The 19103-nt window shown below is 54.5% G+C and carries 17 protein-coding genes and 1 riboswitch; of the genes, 8 read left to right on the forward strand and 9 right to left on the reverse strand.

Annotated elements, in window-relative coordinates:
- Positions 1–58 precede the first annotated feature (58 nt).
- Positions 59–168, forward strand: a riboswitch (TPP riboswitch).
- Positions 169–249: 81 nt separating this feature from the next.
- The 8 genes from thiC (at position 250) to KW828_RS20980 (ending at position 6245) form a co-directional block, all read left to right on the forward strand.
- Positions 250–2040 (forward strand): phosphomethylpyrimidine synthase ThiC, encoded by a 1791-nt coding sequence (thiC, locus tag KW828_RS20945; protein ID WP_256350324.1) that lies wholly within the window; start codon positions 250–252, stop codon positions 2038–2040.
- Entirely contained in the window at positions 2040–2675 is a 636-nt protein-coding gene (gene thiE, locus KW828_RS20950; protein ID WP_218338178.1) for a thiamine phosphate synthase, read from the forward strand. The genes thiC and thiE overlap by 1 nt, the downstream gene beginning before the upstream one ends.
- Positions 2668–3423 (forward strand): thiazole biosynthesis adenylyltransferase ThiF, encoded by a 756-nt coding sequence (gene thiF, locus KW828_RS20955; protein ID WP_218338179.1) that lies wholly within the window; start codon positions 2668–2670, stop codon positions 3421–3423. Before thiE ends, thiF begins: the two co-directional genes overlap by 8 nt.
- Positions 3407–3607 (forward strand): sulfur carrier protein ThiS, encoded by a 201-nt coding sequence (thiS, locus tag KW828_RS20960; protein ID WP_218338180.1) that lies wholly within the window; start codon positions 3407–3409, stop codon positions 3605–3607. Before thiF ends, thiS begins: the two co-directional genes overlap by 17 nt.
- 1 nt (position 3608) lies before the next feature.
- Complete coding sequence (gene thiG, locus KW828_RS20965) at positions 3609–4379, forward strand: thiazole synthase (protein WP_218338181.1); 771 nt, start codon at positions 3609–3611, stop codon at positions 4377–4379.
- The gene (thiH, locus tag KW828_RS20970; RefSeq protein ID WP_218338182.1) at positions 4376–5500 is read left to right on the forward strand and encodes a 2-iminoacetate synthase ThiH; all 1125 of its coding nucleotides are present in this window, start codon (positions 4376–4378) and stop codon (positions 5498–5500) included. Before thiG ends, thiH begins: the two co-directional genes overlap by 4 nt.
- Positions 5501–5617: 117 nt before the next feature.
- On the forward strand, positions 5618–5923 hold the full coding sequence (locus KW828_RS20975; protein WP_088222452.1) for a PTS sugar transporter subunit IIB: 306 nt from the start codon (positions 5618–5620) through the stop codon (positions 5921–5923).
- Between the two features lie 4 nt (positions 5924–5927).
- Positions 5928–6245, forward strand: coding sequence for a PTS lactose/cellobiose transporter subunit IIA (locus KW828_RS20980; RefSeq protein ID WP_218338183.1), 318 nt, complete (start codon positions 5928–5930; stop codon positions 6243–6245).
- 64 nt (positions 6246–6309) lie between these two features.
- Here KW828_RS20980 and rpoC read toward each other — a convergent pair whose 3' ends face one another.
- The 9 genes from rpoC to KW828_RS21025 all read right to left on the reverse strand — a co-directional run.
- Positions 6310–10533, reverse strand: a complete 4224-nt coding sequence (gene rpoC / locus KW828_RS20985; RefSeq protein WP_218338184.1) for a DNA-directed RNA polymerase subunit beta' — start codon at positions 10531–10533, stop codon at positions 6310–6312.
- Positions 10534–10609: 76 nt separating this feature from the next.
- Positions 10610–14638, reverse strand: coding sequence for a DNA-directed RNA polymerase subunit beta (gene rpoB, locus KW828_RS20990; RefSeq protein WP_218338185.1), 4029 nt, complete (start codon positions 14636–14638; stop codon positions 10610–10612).
- Positions 14639–14960: 322 nt separating this feature from the next.
- Entirely contained in the window at positions 14961–15326 is a 366-nt protein-coding gene (gene rplL / locus KW828_RS20995) for a 50S ribosomal protein L7/L12 (protein ID WP_218338189.1), read from the reverse strand.
- Between the two features lie 66 nt (positions 15327–15392).
- The gene (gene rplJ, locus KW828_RS21000) at positions 15393–15890 is read right to left on the reverse strand and encodes a 50S ribosomal protein L10 (protein WP_007704673.1); all 498 of its coding nucleotides are present in this window, start codon (positions 15888–15890) and stop codon (positions 15393–15395) included.
- Between the two features lie 271 nt (positions 15891–16161).
- Positions 16162–16866 carry a 50S ribosomal protein L1 gene (gene rplA / locus KW828_RS21005; protein WP_088222456.1) on the reverse strand — a complete coding sequence of 235 codons (705 nt, stop codon included), beginning with the start codon at positions 16864–16866 and terminating at the stop codon, positions 16162–16164.
- Positions 16867–16869: 3 nt separating this feature from the next.
- A complete protein-coding gene (gene rplK / locus KW828_RS21010) occupies positions 16870–17298 on the reverse strand; it encodes a 50S ribosomal protein L11 (RefSeq protein WP_031522773.1) in 429 nt (142 codons plus the stop codon).
- A 157-nt stretch (positions 17299–17455) separates the two neighbouring features.
- The gene (gene nusG / locus KW828_RS21015; RefSeq protein WP_002438628.1) at positions 17456–18001 is read right to left on the reverse strand and encodes a transcription termination/antitermination protein NusG; all 546 of its coding nucleotides are present in this window, start codon (positions 17999–18001) and stop codon (positions 17456–17458) included.
- Position 18002: 1 nt separating this feature from the next.
- Positions 18003–18386 (reverse strand): preprotein translocase subunit SecE, encoded by a 384-nt coding sequence (gene secE, locus KW828_RS21020; protein WP_218338190.1) that lies wholly within the window; start codon positions 18384–18386, stop codon positions 18003–18005.
- A 229-nt stretch (positions 18387–18615) separates the two neighbouring features.
- Positions 18616–19103 (reverse strand): EF-Tu/IF-2/RF-3 family GTPase (locus KW828_RS21025; RefSeq protein WP_256350325.1); only part of this gene is annotated, 488 nt, incomplete at its 5' end.

Raw genomic sequence — 19103 nt, forward strand, 5'->3', positions numbered from 1 at the left:
CTTGAGTTCTCCAGCGTTAACGCGTAGTTTATTTCCACTGCCCCGGTTTAACTGGGGCAATTTCTTGTCGGAGTGCCGCGTGCGAAAGCACCGGCTGAGACCGTTAATTCGGGATCCGCGGAACCTGATCAGGTTAGAACCTGCGAAGGGAACAAGAGTTCATCTGCACGGCATCGCTGTTTCGGCGATCGCCCTCTTGCTTCATCCGTCGTTCTGACAAGCCACGTCCTTAACGTTATGGAATGAGCTATGTCTGCAACTAAACCTACCCGTCGCGAACAACGCGAACACGCCCAGCGCTTTATCGATTCCCTTGAAGGCACCGCCTTTCCCGGCTCCCGACGCATCTATATTCAGGGGTCACAGGCGGATATTCGTGTGCCAATGCGCGAAATTCAGCTTAGCCCGACGCCAGTCGGCGGCACAAAAGACGCGCCACGTTTTGAAGAAAACGAGGCGATCCCGGTTTATGACACCTCCGGTCCGTACGGCGATCCCGACATCGCCATTAACGTGCAGCAGGGGCTGGCTAAGCTGCGCAGCCCGTGGATTGCCGCCCGTGGCGCATCGGCAGGCCAGTGTGTGACCCAGCTGCACTACGCCCGTAAGGGGCTCGTGACGCCGGAGATGGAATTTATCGCCATTCGCGAAAACATGGGCCGCGAGCGCATCCGCGCTGACGTCCTGCGCCACCAGCACCCGGGCGAAGGCTTTGGCGCACGCCTGCCGGAAAACATCACGCCTGAATTTGTGCGTGATGAAGTGGCCGCCGGACGCGCCATTATTCCCGCCAATATTAATCACCCGGAATCTGAGCCGATGATCATTGGCCGCAACTTCCTGGTAAAAGTAAACGCCAATATCGGTAATTCGGCGGTGAGCTCGTCTGTCGATGAGGAAGTGGAAAAGCTGGTGTGGGCGACGCGCTGGGGCGCTGACACGGTCATGGATCTCTCCACCGGCCGTCATATTCATGAAACCCGCGAATGGATCCTGCGCAACAGCCCGGTCCCCATCGGCACAGTACCCATTTATCAGGCGCTGGAGAAGGTCAACGGCGTTGCCGAAAACTTAAGCTGGGAGGTGTTTCGCGAGACGCTGCTGGAGCAGGCGGAACAGGGTGTCGATTACTTCACCATTCACGCTGGCGTACTGCTGCGCTATGTGCCGATGACGGCAAAACGTCTGACAGGAATAGTGTCGCGCGGCGGCTCGATCATGGCGAAATGGTGCCTGTCCCATCACCAGGAAAACTTCCTTTACGAGCGTTTCCGCGACATCTGCGAAATCTGCGCGGCCTATGACGTCTCCCTGTCACTGGGGGACGGCCTGCGTCCCGGTTCTGTTCAGGACGCCAACGACGAGGCCCAGTTTGCCGAGCTGCATACGCTGGGCGAACTGACGAAAATCGCCTGGGAATATGACGTGCAGGTGATGATCGAAGGCCCCGGCCATGTGCCGATGCATATGATCCGCCGCAATATGACCGAACAGCTGGAGCACTGTCACGAAGCCCCCTTCTATACCCTCGGTCCGCTGACGACCGATATTGCGCCGGGCTACGACCATTTCACGTCCGGTATTGGCGCGGCGATGATCGGCTGGTTTGGCTGCGCGATGCTCTGCTACGTGACGCCAAAAGAGCACCTCGGCCTGCCAAACAAAGAGGACGTCAAACAGGGGTTAATTACCTATAAGATCGCCGCTCACGCCGCTGATTTAGCCAAAGGCCATCCGGGGGCGCAGATCCGCGATAATGCCATGTCAAAAGCGCGCTTTGAATTCCGCTGGGAAGATCAGTTTAACCTGGCGCTCGATCCCTTTACCGCCCGCGCTTATCACGATGAAACGCTGCCGCAGGAGTCCGGCAAAGTGGCGCACTTCTGTTCGATGTGCGGCCCGAAATTCTGCTCGATGAAAATCAGCCAGGAAGTGCGCGACTTCACCGCACAGCAGGCGGTGGATGCCGCCATGGCGGATAAATCGAACGACTTCCGCGCCCGGGGTGGCGAAATCTATCTCAAGCGGGAGGAAGTGTAATGTACCAGCCTGATTTTCCGCCGGTGCCCTTCCGGCTCGGACTTTATCCGGTGGTCGACAGCGTGGACTGGATCGAGCGGCTGCTCGGTGCCGGGGTGCGAACGCTGCAACTGCGCATCAAAGATAAGCGCGACGATGAGGTCGAATCCGATGTCATCGCCGCCATCGCCCTTGGCCGTCGCTACCAGGCGCGACTGTTTATCAACGATTACTGGCGGTTGGCGATCAAACATGACGCATACGGCGTGCATCTGGGGCAGGAGGATTTGCAGGATACCGATTTGCAGGCAATACGCGCGGCGGGATTACGCCTGGGGGTATCGACCCACGACGATATGGAAATTGACATCGCGCTGGCGGCGAAACCGTCCTATATCGCTCTCGGCCATGTTTTCCCGACACAAACCAAACAGATGCCCTCTGCCCCGCAGGGGCTGACACAGCTGGCGCGGCATATTTCCCGGCTGGAGAATTATCCGACGGTGGCCATCGGCGGCATCAGCTTTGAACGCGCACCCGCGGTGCTGGCAACCGGGGTGGGTAGCATCGCGGTGGTCAGCGCCATCACCGCTGCCGATGACTGGCAGGCGGCAACCCGGCAGTTGCTGGATGTGGCGGGGGTGGGCGATGAATGACAACGATTTCATGCGCTACAGCCGGCAGATCCTGCTGGAAGACATCGCCATTGACGGACAACAACAGCTGCTCGCCAGCCGGGTACTGATTATCGGGCTTGGCGGGCTGGGCTCCCCGGCGGCGCTGTATCTGGCGGCGGCTGGCGTCGGGACGCTGGTGCTCGCCGATGACGACGCGGTGCATCTCAGTAATCTGCAACGGCAGATCCTGTTCACCATGGACGATATTGCCCGGCCAAAAACACAGGCCGCGGCGCAGCGCTTACAGCAGCTCAATCCGGACATTGACCTGATCGCCCTTAATCAGCGACTGGCGGGGGATCTGTTGCATCAGGAAGTTGCCCGCGCCGATGTGGTGCTGGATTGCAGCGATAACATGACCACCCGCCAGGCGATCAATGCCGCCTGCGTGGCGAGCAATACGCCGCTCATCAGCGCCAGTGCCGTGGGCTTTGGCGGGCAGTTGATGGTGCTGACGCCGCCGTGGGCGCAGGGCTGCTATCGCTGCCTGTGGCCGGACGATGCAGAGCCGGAGCGCAACTGCCGTACGGCTGGCGTTATCGGCCCGGTGGTGGGCGTGATGGGCAGCCTGCAGGCGCTGGAAGCCATCAAACTGTTAACCGGCATGGCGCCTGCGCAGGGCGAGCTGCGCCTGTTCGATGCCCGCAGCCATCACTGGCGCACCCTCTCCCTTCAGCGAGCGGCCAACTGCCCGACGTGCGGAGGCCTGCATGCGCATTCTGTTTAATGATGAGCCAATGCAGTGCGCCGACGCGCTGACGGTCAGCGCCCTGCTGACGCAGCTTAATCAGCTCACGCCGGGCGTGGCGCTGGCGCTCAATCAGCACATCCTCCCGCGGGATCGCTGGGATCAACAACTGTTGCAGGATGGCGATCGGATCCTGCTTTTCCAGGCCATCGCCGGAGGCTGATATGTTACGCATTGCTGATAAAACTTTTGATTCCCACCTCTTTACCGGGACGGGGAAATTCGCCTCCCCGGCACTGATGACAGACGCGATCCGCGCCTCCGGTAGCCAGCTGGTCACGCTGGCGATGAAGCGCGTTGATTTACACCAGCGCAGTGATGATCTGCTGGCACCGCTGCTGGAGGCTGGCGTGATGCTGCTGCCCAATACTTCAGGCGCAAAAAACGCCGAAGAAGCGGTGTTTGCCGCACAGCTGGCACGAGAAGCGCTCGGTACGCACTGGCTGAAACTGGAGATCCACCCGGATCCGCGCTGGCTGCTGCCCGATCCCATCGAAACCCTTAAAGCAGCAGAAATGCTGGTGAAGCAGGGTTTTACCGTGCTGCCCTATTGCAGCGCCGATCCTGTGTTATGCAAGCGCCTGGAGGAGGCGGGATGCGCAGCGGTGATGCCGCTCGGCGCACCCATCGGCTCTAATCAGGGTCTGGAAACCCGCGCAATGCTGGAAATTATCATCGCCCAGGCCAGCGTGCCCGTGGTGGTGGATGCCGGAATTGGCGCACCCAGCCATGCCACGCTGGCGCTGGAAATGGGCGCGGATGCGGTGCTGGTCAATACCGCTATTGCGGTAGCTGACGATCCGGTGAAGATGGCTCATGCTTTCCGCCTCGCGGTGGAAGCAGGCGTACTGGCGCGTGCCGCCGTACCGGGCGCCCGGCAGTCTTACGCCCAGGCCACCAGCCCGCTGACCGGCTTTCTGGAGGCGCAGCCATGAACACCTTTACCGATCGCTGGCGGCAACTGGACTGGGATGACATCCGGCTGCGTATTCACAGTAAAACCGCCAGAGATGTCGAACGCGCGCTCGCTGCCACGCACCCGACGCGCGAGGACATGATGGCGCTGCTCTCCCCCGCTGCCAGCGCGTATCTGGAGCCGCTGGCCCAACGTTCGCAGCAGCTGACCCGTCAGCGTTTTGGCAACACGGTCAGTTTCTACGTGCCGTTGTACCTGTCGAACCTTTGCGCCAACGACTGCACCTACTGCGGCTTTTCGATGAGCAACCGTATTAAGCGCAAAATCCTCGACGAGGATGAGATCGCCCGGGAGTGCGCCGCCATCCGTGAAATGGGCTTTGAACACATTCTTCTGGTCACCGGCGAGCACGAAAAGAAAACCGGTATGGACTATTTTCGTCGCCATATCCCGGCAATTCGCCGCCAGTTTGCCTCGCTGCACATGGAAGTGCAGCCGCTGTCGCAGGCAGAGTATGCCGAGCTGAAAACTCTCGGGCTGGATGGTGTGATGGTCTATCAGGAAACCTATCACGAAGGGATTTATGCGCAGCACCATCTGAAAGGTAAGAAACAGGATTTCTTCTGGCGGCTGGAAACCCCGGACCGGCTCGGCCGCGCGGGCATCGATAAAATAGGGTTGGGCGCATTAATCGGCTTGTCTGATGACTGGCGCGTGGACTGTTTTATGGTCGCAGAGCATCTGCTGTGGTTGCAAAAACAGCACTGGCAGAGCCGATACTCGATCTCGTTTCCGCGTCTGCGCCCTTGTACGGGCGGCATTGAACCCGCCTCTGTCATGGATGAGCGCCAGCTGGTGCAAACCCTGTGCGCGTTTCGCCTGTTCGCGCCGGAAGTGGAACTGTCGCTGTCGACGCGAGAATCACCGTGGTTCCGGGACAACGTGATCCCACTGGCAGTAAATAACGTGAGTGCGTTTTCGAAAACGCAGCCCGGCGGCTATGCCGATGACCATCCGGAACTGGAGCAGTTCGCTCCTCATGACGGGCGGCGTCCTGAAGAAGTGGCGAGCGCGCTGCGGCGTCGCGGGTTGCAACCGGTATGGAAAGACTGGGATAGCTGGCTGGGGCGCAATTTGTAACCGGTTTCACCCTTCACAGGTTTCTTTGTGATGCCCGACACACAATCGCCGCAAAGCGGTTGTTGATCCCCGGGTGCGGGATAATTATCAATTATCCCATCTACATCGAGGCTAACTATGAAAAACATCGTTTTATGCTGTGCTGCAGGTATGTCCACCAGCATGTTGGTTCAACGTATGAAAGATGCGGCGCAGAAAAAAGGCGTCGAGGTGACCATCAAAGCCGTGCCAGTGGCGGAGTTTAAAGACAACATCGCGGCGGCAGATATTGTGCTGCTGGGTCCACAGGTTAAATACGAGCTGGCTAAACTTCAGGCGCAGGCTGAGCCGCTGGGCAAAAAGGTCGCCGTTATCGATATGATGGATTACGGCATGATGAAAGGTGATGTCGTGCTGGAAAAAGCCCTTAAGCTGCTGGAGTGATCGCATGGAAGATTTGGAAACTATCATCATGGAGTTGCTGGTTAACGCAGGCGCAGCACGCAGCGAGGCGTTAACGGCACTGCAGCTGGCACGTAAAGGTGATTTCGCAGGGGCAGAAACCGCCATGGAGGAGTCCCGGGAATACGTTAAGCACGCGCATAAAATCCAGACGCAGCTGATAGGTCTTGATGAAGGTGAAGGCAAGTTGCCGGTGAATCTGATCACCGTGCACTCGCAGGATCATCTGATGAACGCGATGGTGATTCAGGATCTGGCGGGCGATATGATTGAGTTGTATCGACGTCTCCCCCCGCTAAACTAATCTCCGCTTTAAGCGCAAAAAAAAACCCGCCGAAGCGGGTTTTTTATTATCGGGTTCTCAACGATTACTCGTTGTCAGAACCGCCCAGGCCTGCGTTCAGCAGTTCTGCCAGGCTGGCAGACGCATCTTCAGCAGTTACCTGCGGTGCAGCCGGGAGTTCACCCGCAGCACGGCGGCGCATACGATCCTGATGGTACGCATAACCGGTACCAGCCGGGATCAGACGACCCACGATAACGTTCTCTTTCAGACCGCGCAGTTCGTCGCGTTTGCCCGCAACGGCTGCTTCGGTAAGCACACGAGTGGTCTCCTGGAACGATGCCGCGGAGATGAAGGACTCGGTTGCCAGAGACGCTTTGGTAATACCCAGCAGATCGCGAGCGTAGGTCGCTGCAATTTTGCCGTTCGCTTCCAGTTCGCGGTTAGCGATCTTGACGCGGGAGTATTCAGCCTGCTCGCCTTCCAGGAAGTCAGAGCTTCCTGCATTAGCGATAGTGGCTTTACGCAGCATCTGACGCACGATAACTTCGATGTGCTTATCGTTGATCTTAACGCCTTGCAGACGGTAAACGTCCTGTACTTCGTTGGTGATATAACGCGTAACGGCGTGAACACCACGAAGACGCAGAATGTCGTGCGGCGCTTCCGGACCATCCGAAACCACATCACCACGTTCGACACGTTCACCTTCGAACACGTTGAGCTGACGCCATTTCGGGATCATCTCTTCGTACGGCTCGCTACCATCAACCGGGGTGATAACCAGACGACGTTTCCCTTTGGTTTCTTTACCGAAGGAAATGATACCGCTGATTTCAGCCAGGATTGCCGGCTCTTTCGGACGACGCGCTTCGAACAGGTCAGCAACACGCGGCAGACCACCGGTGATGTCTTTAGTACCGCCGGATTCCATCGGAATACGCGCCAGGGTGTCACCACCGCTGATCTGTACGCCGTCTTCCAGCTGCACAATCGCTTTACCTGGCAGGAAGTACTGAGCTGGCATATCGGTACCAGGGATCAGAACGTCGTTACCGTTGGCATCAACGATTTTCAGTGCCGGACGCAGATCTTTACCGCCCGCGGTACGTTCTGCAGAATCCAGAACCACCAGCGAAGACAGACCGGTCAGTTCGTCGGTCTGACGAGTAATCGTCTGGCCGTCGATCATATCGGTGAAGCGGATGAAACCAGCCACTTCGGTGATAACCGGCATGGTGTGCGGATCCCAGTTTGCTACGGTTTCGCCGCCTGCAACCTGCTCGCCATCACCCTTCGCCATGACCGCACCGTAAGGCACTTTATAGCTTTCTTTGGTACGACCGAATTCGTCGATCAGTTTCAGCTCGGTGTTACGGGAGGTCACGACCAGCTTACCGCTGGAGTTCACAACCGATTTCGCGTTGCTAAGACGGATGCTACCTTTGTTTTTCACCTGGATGCTGGATTCAGCAGCCGCACGAGATGCCGCACCACCGATGTGGAACGTACGCATCGTCAGCTGTGTACCCGGCTCACCGATGGACTGTGCTGCAATAACGCCGATGGCTTCACCTTTGTTGATGATGTGGCCACGCGCCAGGTCACGACCATAGCAGTGTGCACATACACCAAAGTCGGTGTCACAGGATACGACGGAACGCACTTTCACGCTGTCTACGGAGTTCGCTTCCAGCAGGTCACACCATTGCTCATGCAGCAGCGTGTTGCGTGGAACCAGAATGTCCGCGGTGCCTGGTTTCAGTACGTCTTCAGCGGTCACACGGCCCAGAACACGATCGCGCAGCGGCTCTTTAACATCACCACCCTCGATAACCGGGGTCATGGTGATACCTTCGAGGGTGCCACAATCGTCTTCGGTAACCACCAGGTCCTGCGCCACGTCAACCAGACGACGCGTCAGATAACCGGAGTTTGCCGTTTTCAGTGCGGTATCCGCCAGACCTTTACGCGCACCGTGCGTGGAGATGAAGTACTGGAGTACGTTCAGACCTTCACGGAAGTTCGCGGTGATCGGCGTTTCGATGATGGAGCCATCCGGCTTCGCCATCAGACCACGCATACCTGCCAGCTGACGAATCTGTGCCGCAGAACCACGCGCACCGGAGTCGGCCATCATGTAAATGCTGTTGAAGGAAACCTGCTGCTCTTCGACGCCGTCACGGTTAATAACGGTTTCGGTTTGCAGGTTGTCCATCATCGCTTTAGATACACGATCGTTCGCCGCCGCCCAAATATCGATAACTTTGTTATAGCGTTCGCCCGCAGTAACCAGACCAGACTGGAACTGTTCCTGAATTTCAGCAACTTCCGCTTCCGCTTCGCTGATGATTTCAGTTTTCTTCTCAGGGATCACCATATCGTCGATACCAACGGATGCACCTGAACGCGCTGCATAAGCAAAGCCGGTGTACATCGTCTGGTCAGCAAAGATAACGGTCGGTTTCAGGCCCAGAATGCGGTAACAGGTGTTCAGCATTTTGGAGATCGCTTTCTTACCCAGCGCCTGGTTGACGATGGAGAAAGGCAGACCTTTCGGTACGATCATCCACAGGATCGCACGACCAACGGTCGTATCAATCAGGCTGGTTTTCGCAACGAATTCGCCCTGTGCATCTTTTTCATATTCGGTGATACGCACTTTTACACGCGCATGCAGAGAGGCCAGGCCAGCGCGATAAATACGCTCAGCTTCTTTCGGGCCAGTCAGCACCATGCCTTCGCCTTTGGCGTTAACACAGTCACGGGTCATGTAGTACAGACCCAGTACAACGTCCTGAGACGGAACGATGATTGGTTCGCCGTTCGCCGGAGACAGAATGTTGTTGGTAGACATCATCAGCGCACGCGCTTCCAGCTGCGCTTCAAGCGTCAGCGGAACGTGTACTGCCATCTGGTCACCATCGAAGTCGGCGTTATATGCCGCACAAACCAGCGGGTGCAGCTGGATTGCTTTACCTTCGATCAGAACAGGTTCAAATGCCTGGATACCCAAACGGTGCAGGGTTGGTGCACGGTTCAGCAGTACCGGGTGTTCGCGGATAACTTCGTCCAGAATATCCCAAACGACAGCTTCTTCACGCTCAACCATTTTCTTGGCGGCTTTAATGGTGGTAGCAAGACCACGCAGTTCCAGCTTGCCGTAGATGAACGGTTTGAACAGCTCCAGCGCCATTTTTTTCGGCAGACCGCACTGATGCAGACGCAGGTATGGACCTACGGTGATAACAGAACGACCGGAGTAGTCAACACGCTTACCGAGCAGGTTCTGACGGAAACGACCCTGTTTACCTTTGATCATATCGGCCAAAGATTTCAGAGGACGTTTGTTAGAACCGGTGATCGCACGACCGCGACGACCGTTATCCAGCAGGGCATCTACTGCTTCCTGCAGCATACGTTTTTCGTTACGTACGATGATGTCCGGCGCAGCCAGATCCAGCAGACGTTTCAGACGGTTGTTACGGTTGATAACGCGACGATACAGATCGTTCAGATCTGACGTTGCGAAACGACCACCATCCAGCGGTACCAGCGGACGCAGATCTGGCGGCAGAACCGGCAGAACGGTCAGGATCATCCACTCTGGCTTGTTGCCAGACATCACGAATGCTTCCAGCAGCTTGATACGCTTGGTCAGCTTTTTACGCTTGGTTTCGGAGTTAGTTTCGTTCAGCTCTTCACGCAGCTGCTCGCACTCTTTCTCCAGATCCATGCTTTTCAGCAGGGCCTGGATCGCTTCCGCACCCATTTTCGCGTCGAATTCGTCACCGAACTCTTCCAGCGCGTCCAGATACTGTTCTTCGGTCAGGATCTGGTTACGTTCCAGATTGGTCATACCGCCTTCGATCACAACATAAGATTCGAAGTACAGAACACGTTCAATATCACGCAGCGGCATATCCAGCAGCAGACCGATACGGGACGGCAGGGATTTCAGGAACCAGATGTGCGCAGTCGGAGACGCCAGTTCGATGTGGCCCATGCGCTCACGGCGCACTTTAGTCTGGGTCACTTCAACGCCGCACTTCTCACAGATCACACCACGGTGTTTCAGGCGCTTGTACTTACCGCACAGGCACTCATAGTCTTTTACTGGCCCGAAAATACGCGCACAGAAAAGGCCGTCACGCTCAGGTTTGAACGTACGGTAGTTGATGGTTTCCGGCTTCTTAACTTCACCGAAAGACCATGAACGGATCATGTCTGGCGAGGCCAGCGCAATTTTGATCGCATCAAACTCTTCGGTTTTAGTCTGCGCTTTCAGAAACTTTAATAAATCTTTCACGGATTTGCTCCCGTCGGAGTTAGCACAATCTGGTGCCGGGAGTGACCCCGGCACCAGTGACCTGTTTGAGCGAGAGTTACTCGTCTTCCAGTTCGATGTTGATACCCAGCGAACGGATCTCTTTCAACAGTACGTTGAAGGATTCCGGCATGCCCGGTTCCATCTGATGGTTGCCGTCCACAATGTTTTTATACATTTTGGTACGACCATTAACGTCATCAGACTTAACGGTGAGCATTTCCTGCAGGGTGTATGCTGCGCCATATGCTTCCAGCGCCCACACTTCCATCTCCCCGAAGCGCTGACCACCGAACTGCGCCTTACCACCCAGCGGCTGCTGAGTAACCAGGCTGTAAGAACCGGTAGAACGCGCATGCATCTTGTCATCAACCAGGTGGTTCAGTTTCAGCATGTACATATAGCCAACGGTAACCTGGCGCTCGAATTGCTCACCAGTACGTCCGTCGAACAGGGTAATCTGACCAGAAGTCGGCAGGCCACCCAGCTGTAACAGTTCCTTGATTTCAGACTCTTTCGCACCGTCGAATACCGGCGTTGCGATCGGCATACCTTTACGCAGGTTCTCAGCCAGACGCAGAACTTCTTCATCAGTGAAGGTGTTCAGGTCAACTTTCTGACGAACGTCGGAGCCCAGATCGTAGGCACGCTGGATGAATTCGCGCAGTTTCGCGACTTCCTGCTGCTGTTTCAGCATGGCGTTGATCTTATCGCCGATACCTTTAGCAGCCATACCCAGGTGAGTTTCCAGGATCTGACCGATGTTCATACGAGACGGTACGCCCAGTGGGTTCAGTACGATGTCTACCGGCGTGCCGTTTTCATCGTAAGGCATATCTTCGATCGGGTTGATCTTAGAGATAACACCCTTGTTACCGTGACGACCCGCCATTTTGTCACCAGGCTGGATCTGACGTTTAACGGCCAGATACACTTTCACGATTTTCAGCACGCCCGGTGCCAGGTCATCGCCCTGTGTGATTTTGCGACGTTTCGCTTCGAGTTTTTTCTCGAACTCGTGCTTCAGTTCGTCATACTGCTCAGCCAGCTGTTCCAGCTGATTTTGTTTGCTTTCGTCGGTCAGGCCGAGTTCCAGCCAGCGATCGCGCGGCAGTTTGTCGAGCTTCTCAGCTTCAACACCACCGGAAACCAGCACAGCATGGATACGGCTGAACAGGCCAGCTTCGAGGATCTGCAATTCTTCAGACAGGTCTTTTTTCGCCTGCTTCAGCTGCATCTCTTCGATTTCCAGCGCACGTTTGTCTTTTTCCACGCCATCGCGGGTAAAGACCTGAACGTCGATAACAGTACCGGAAACGCCGTTCGGTACACGCAGAGAAGAGTCTTTAACGTCAGACGCTTTCTCACCGAAGATCGCACGCAGCAGTTTTTCTTCTGGCGTCAGCTGGGTTTCACCTTTCGGCGTAACCTTGCCCACCAGAATGTCGCCGCCGGTCACTTCTGCACCGATGTAAACGATACCGGATTCATCCAGTTTGGAGAGCGCTGCTTCACCCACGTTCGGGATGTCGGCGGTGATCTCTTCCGGCCCCAGCTTGGTGTCACGGGACACACACGCCAGTTCCTGAATATGGATGGTCGTGAAACGATCTTCCTGAACCACACGCTCGGAGACGAGGATGGAGTCTTCGAAGTTGTAACCATTCCACGGCATGAACGCTACGCGCATGTTCTGACCGAGCGCCAGTTCACCGAGGTCGGTGGACGGACCGTCTGCCAGCACGTCGCCGCGCTCAATTGGCTCACCCAGAGACACACATGGCATCTGGTTGATACAGGTGTTCTGGTTAGAACGGGTGTATTTGGTCAGGTTATAGATGTCGATACCTGCTTCGCCCGGGTACATCTCGTCTTCGTTAACTTTGATAACGATACGAGAGGCATCCACGTACTGAACAGTACCGCCACGTTTAGCAACAGACGTCACACCGGAGTCAACGGCAACAGCACGTTCCATACCAGTACCAACCAGCGGCTTATCAGCGCGCAGAGTCGGAACGGCCTGACGTTGCATGTTCGCACCCATCAATGCACGGTTGGCGTCATCGTGTTCCAGGAACGGGATCAGGGATGCACCGACGGAAACCACCTGCTGGGTGGAAACGTCCATGTAGTCAACCTGGTCGTTGCTGAACAAGCTGGATTCGCCTTTGCTACGGCAGGTAACGAGATCATCAACAAAGCGACCTTCGTCGTCCAGGTTGGTGTTCGCCTGAGCGATAACGTAGTTACCTTCTTCAATCGCAGAAAGGTAATGGATCTCGTCAGTTACCACACCGTCAGTCACTTTACGATACGGAGTCTCAAGGAAGCCGTATTCGTTAGTCTGTGCATAGACGGACAGGGAGTTGATCAGACCGATGTTCGGACCTTCAGGCGTTTCGATTGGACATACGCGACCGTAGTGAGTCGGGTGTACGTCTCGAACTTCAAAGCCTGCGCGCTCACGGGTCAAACCGCCTGGGCCGAGTGCAGAGATACGACGTTTGTGCGTGATCTCAGACAGCGGGTTGTTCTGGTCCATAAACTGAGACAGCTGGCTGGAACCAAAGAACTCTTTCACTGCGGCAGAAATCGGCTTGGCGTTGATCATATCCTGAGGCATCAGGGTATCCAGATCGCCCAGAGACAGACGCTCTTTCACCGCACGCTCTACACGTACCAGGCCAACACGGAACTGGTTTTCTGCCATTTCGCCAACGGAACGAATACGACGGTTGCCGAGGTGGTCAATATCATCCACTTCGCCTTTACCGTTACGGATACCGATGAGCTTCTTCATCACTTCAATGATGTCGTCTTTGCTCAGGATACCGGAACCTTCGATTTCGTCGCGCAGCAGTGAACGGTTGAACTTCATACGACCAACCGCAGACAGATCATAGCGGTCTTCGGAGAAGAACAGGTTCTCAAACAGGCTTTCAGCCGCTTCACGCGTCGGTGGTTCACCAGGACGCATCATGCGGTAGATTTCAACCAGCGCACTCAGACGGTCGTTGGTTGGGTCGACACGGATGGTTTCAGAAATGTAGGCACCGTGATCCAGGTCGTTGGTAAACAGCGTTTCGATACGCTTGTGACCGGCCTGGCTCAGTTTCGCCAACAGGTCCAGAGAGAGTTCCATGTTTGCCGGGCAAATCAGCTCGCCAGTAGACTCATCAACGTAGTCTTTAGCGGCAACTTTGCCTGCAATGTACTCAACCGGGACTTCAATCAGTTTGATGTCATCTTTTTCCAGCTGGCGAATGTGACGCGCGGTAATACGGCGCGCTTTTTCCACATACACTTTGCCGTTAGCTTCAATGTCGAAGGAAGCGGTTTCACCACGAAGGCGTTCCGGCACCAGCTCCATTTGCAGCTTGTTGTCACGAATTTCGAAGATGACTTTTTCAAAGAACAGGTCAAGGATCTGCTCAGTGGTGTAATTCAGTGCACGCAGGATGATAGTCGCTGGCAGTTTGCGGCGACGGTCAATACGTACAAACAGGTTGTCTTTCGGATCGAACTCGAAATCCAGCCATGAACCGCGGTAAGGAATGATACGCGCGTTATACAGCACTTTACCTGAGGAGTGAGTTTTACCTTTGTCGCTGTCAAAGAATACGCCAGGACTACGGTGAAGCTGAGACACGATGACGCGCTCAGTACCGTTAATAACAAAGGTACCGTTATCGGTCATGAGCGGAATTTCGCCCATGTAAACTTCTTGCTCTTTGATGTCTTTAACGGTGCCTTCCGGCGCTTCGCGCTCGTAGATCACCAGACGCAGTTTTACACGCAGCGGTGCCGAGTAGGTCACGCCACGGATCTGGCATTCTTTTACATCAAAGACAGGCTCACCAAGACGGTAACTGACGTACTGCAGTTCCGAATTGCCGCTGTAGCTCGTGATCGGGAACACGGAACGGAATGCTGCTTCCAGACCGTACTGCCCTTCAGGATCTTGCTCGATAAACTTCTGGAACGAGTCAAGCTGGATAGAAAGGAGATATGGAATGTCCAGCACTTGCGGACGTTTTCCAAAATCCTTACGAATACGTTTTTTCTCGGTATAGGAGTAAACCATTAGGGTTCCTCAGCTCGCTGACAAGTCGACCCATCTGCCCGACGAAAGGGACAGTTTGTGCAACACTATTTTGTTGACCGGAAAGTGGGGCACTTTCCGCAATGCTTGTTGCTATCACGCTTAAACCATTTCGTTGCGATTTACACAAAGCGTGAGCCCTGTCGCAATATATTAAGTCGTCGATAGAAACAAGCATTGTGAGGGGAAGCCAGTAGTTAAACAGTGTGAAACACTACCGACACCCTACAGCGCAAAAAGGCTGGTGACTAAAAAGTCACCAGCCATCAGCCTAATTTCTCAGGCTGCAACCGGAAGGGTTGGCTTATTTAACTTCAACTTCAGCGCCAGCTTCTTCCAGAGATTTTTTCAGAGCTTCAGCGTCATCTTTGCTCACGCCTTCTTTCAGAGCGGCCGGAGCAGATTCTACCAGGTCTTTAGCTTCTTTCAGACCCAGGCCAGTTGCGCCACGTACTGCTTTGATCACAGCAACTTTGTTAGCGCCAACAGCTTTCAGAATAACGTCGAATTCAGTTTTCTCTTCAGCAACTTCAGCCGGGCCGGCAGCAACAGCTACAGCGGCAGCAGCGGAAACACCGAATTTTTCTTCCATTGCAGAGATCAGTTCTACAACGTCCATTACGGACATAGCGGATACTGCTTCAATGATTTGATCTTTAGTGATAGACATTTAAATTGTTCCTGAATATCAGAATAAGTTTATACGTAAGCAAATGCTTTAGAAAGATGCCTGCAATTAAGCAGCTTCTTTCGCATCGCGTACAGCAGCCAGAGTACGAACCAGTTTGCCAGCCGAAGCTTCTTTCATGGTTGCCATCAGGCGTGCAATTGCTTCTTCGTAAGTCGGCAGAGTTGCCAGGCGATCGATCTGCGACGCCGGAATCAACTCACCTTCAAAGGCAGCGGCTTTGACCTCAAATTTTGCATTCGCTTTCGCGAAATCTTTGAACAGACGAGCAGCAGCGCCCGGGTGTTCCATAGAATATGCAATCAGGGTCGGACCAACGAACGCGTCTTTCAGGCACTCGAACTGAGTACCTTCAACAACACGGCGCAGCAGGGTGTTACGAACAACACGCATGTATACGCCGGCTTCGCGACCTGCTTTACGCAGTTCAGTCATTTTATCTACGGTAACGCCACGGGAATCCGCAACAACCGCAGACAGCGCGCCTTTGGCTACTTCGCTGACTTCAGCAACAATCGCTTGTTTGTCTTGAAGATTTAAAGCCATTAGCTTTGCTCCTGGATGTTTGCCAGGGCTTATGCCCTGGAACTCACTTCACTCTTCTCAACGAAAAGAGCGTCTTAATACGGTGAGCAGAAACAAGCCAAAGATACTTATAAAATGTCTTCAGGTTCTGTCACCGTCTACGCAGGGAATTAAGTTTCTTGCGAAACACCTGCGGTCTTGGACGGAGGCCTGGATTAGGCCAGGCTCCAACCGAAAATCTTTTCGTGGGCGAAGATTGTAGACAAATCCACCGCCCACGTAAAGGCGAATATTAGTTCGCCACCGCAGACAGACCAGACTGGTCAACTGCAACACCTGCACCCATCGTGGTGGAGATGCTAACTTTCTTGATGTACACGCCTTTCGCCTGAGTTGGTTTTGCTTTTTTCAGCGCAACCAGCAGAGATTCCAGGTTTTCTTTCAGTTTGTCAGCGTCAAAGTCCACTTTACCGATGGTGGTGTGGATGATGCCGTTTTTGTCGTTACGATAACGAACCTGACCTGCTTTAGCGTTCTTAACCGCTTCAGCAACGTTAGGCGTTACAGTACCAACTTTCGGGTTTGGCATCAGGCCACGCGGACCCAGAACCTGGCCCAGCTGGCCAACAACGCGCATTGCATCCGGGGAAGCAATAACAACGTCAAAGTTCATTTCGCCTTTCTTGATCTGTTCAGCCAGATCTTCCATACCTACCAGCTCAGCGCCAGCAGCTTTAGCTGCTTCGGCGTTCGGGCCCTGGGCAAATACGGCTACGCGAACTGAACGGCCAGTACCGTGCGGCAGTACAGTAGCACCACGTACGTTCTGGTCAGATTTACGAGCATCGATGCCGAGATTAACAGCAACATCTACGCTTTCGTTGAATTTCGCAGTGGCCAGCTCTTTCAGCAGAGCAATGGCTTCGTTGATGTCGTACTGTTTGGTCGCATCAACTTTCTCACGGATCACGCGCATACGCTTGGTCAGTTTAGCCATTTCTTAATCCTCCACTACCAGGCCCATGGAACGTGCGGTACCTTCGATGGAGCGAGTCATCGCTTCAACGTCTGCACCAGTCATGTCCGCGGCTTTAGTCTGCGCGATTTCCTGCAGCTGAGCGCGGGAGATCTTGCCCACTTTGTCTTTGTTCGGCTTGCCGGAACCAGACTTAATACCAGCGGCTTTCTTCAGCAGAACTGCTGCCGGAGGCGTTTTGGTAACGAAAGTGAAAGAACGGTCAGCGTAAACGGTAATAACAACCGGGATCGGCAGACCTTTTTCCATGGAATCAGTTTTCGCGTTGAACGCTTTACAGAATTCCATGATGTTAACACCCTGTTGACCCAGAGCCGGACCTACTGGCGGACTCGGGTTTGCCATGCCAGCTGCAACCTGCAGCTTGACGTAGGCCTGGACTTTCTTAGCCATTGCAATTTCCTCGTGTGGGTATAGCGCCTTAAAAAGGCTCCCCGTGATTAATACTGTGTCTTACGGGCACATGACCCATAAAAACAAAAGGCGCGAAATTGTATGTCAATTTCGCGCCCTGTGCAACGATTAAATCGCCGTTTTTTTGGTCGGCGGGTTAGGCTTTCTCTACCTGCGCAAAGTCCAGTTCAACTGGAGTTGCACGGCCAAAGATAGAAACAGAAACCTTGAGACGGGACTTCTCGTAGTCCACTTCTTCAACCACACCGTTAAAGTCCGCGAACGGACCGTCGCTGACGCGAACCATTTCACCCGGCTCGAACAGCGTTTTCGGACGTGGCTTGTCGCCGACCTGCTGCAGACGATTCATGATGGCATCGACTTCTTTGTCGCTGATCGGTGCAGGACGATCTGACGTCCCACCGATAAAGCCCATCACGCGCGGTACGCTACGCACCAAGTGCCAGCTCGCATCGTTCATGACCATTTGAACCAGAACATAACCCGGGAAGAATTTGCGCTCGCTCTTGCGACGCTGGCCACCACGGATTTCGACCACTTCTTCGGTCGGCACCATGACTTCGCCAAACAGCTCTTCCATGTTGTGTAATTTGATATGCTCACGCAGCGACGTAGCTACGCGGCCTTCAAAACCGGAAAACGCCTGAACGACGTACCAGCGCTTTTTAGGGGCTTCAGACATCTCAGAACCTCAGGCCAGTGATAAGGGATACCAGGCGAACCAGAATACCATCCAGTCCCCACAGGATCAGTGACATAACAGCAGTAACTGCTGCCACAATCAGCGTGGTGTGCAATGTTTCCTGGCGAGTTGGCCAAATCACTTTACGGACTTCGGTTCTCGCTTCACGGGCAAAAGCAACGGTCGCTTTACCCTTCGTCGTCAACAGCGCGACACCACCCGCTGCAGCAATTAAAATAACGACTGCCAGCGCGCGTAACGGCAGCATCATGTCACGATAAAGGTAGTTGCCAACGATAGCCACGATCAGCAGCGCAGCAACAACAACCCACTTCATCGCTTCCAGGCCGCGCCCGCTCCCTTGAGCTTCGGTATTCGCACTCATAAACCAACCTGTCACAAGAATTCAGACAAACATTTTTGCCCCGCCATGGCGAGGCAACCAAACCGAAATGCTCTATTGCGCTTCGGACTTAACGCCCTCTATAGAGCCTGTCTCAGCAATGATTATGACGTAAAAAATCACTGATGAGCCAGGTTCTGGTTCGAAAGCGTGCAAAAAGGGCATCAAATGATGCCCTTTTATTGCGCATTGCGTCAAATGTTATCCGCGATTAGCTGATAACTTTAGCAACAACGCCCGCGCCAACGGTACGGCCGCCTTCACGGATTGCAAAACGCAGACCGTCGTCCATCGCGATCGGGTGGATCAGGGTAACAACCATTTTGATGTTATCGCCCGGCATTACCATCTCTACGCCTTCCGGCAGTTCAATGGTGCCAGTCACGTCAGTTGTACGGAAGTAGAACTGCGGACGGTAGCCTTTGAAGAACGGAGTATGACGGCCGCCTTCATCTTTGGACAGAATGTAAACTTCTGATTCGAATTTGGTGTGCGGTTTGATTGAACCCGGCTTAGCCAGTACCTGACCACGTTCGATTTCTTCACGTTTGATACCACGCAGCAGAACACCAACGTTCTCACCAGCACGGCCTTCGTCCAGCAGTTTGCGGAACATTTCAACGCCAGTACAGGTTGATTTCGCAGTATCTTTGATACCAACGATTTCAACTTCTTCGCCTACTTTAACGATACCGCGCT

Source organism: Enterobacter sp. ENT03, from assembly GCF_019218745.1.
Lineage (GTDB): Bacteria > Pseudomonadota > Gammaproteobacteria > Enterobacterales > Enterobacteriaceae > Enterobacter_D.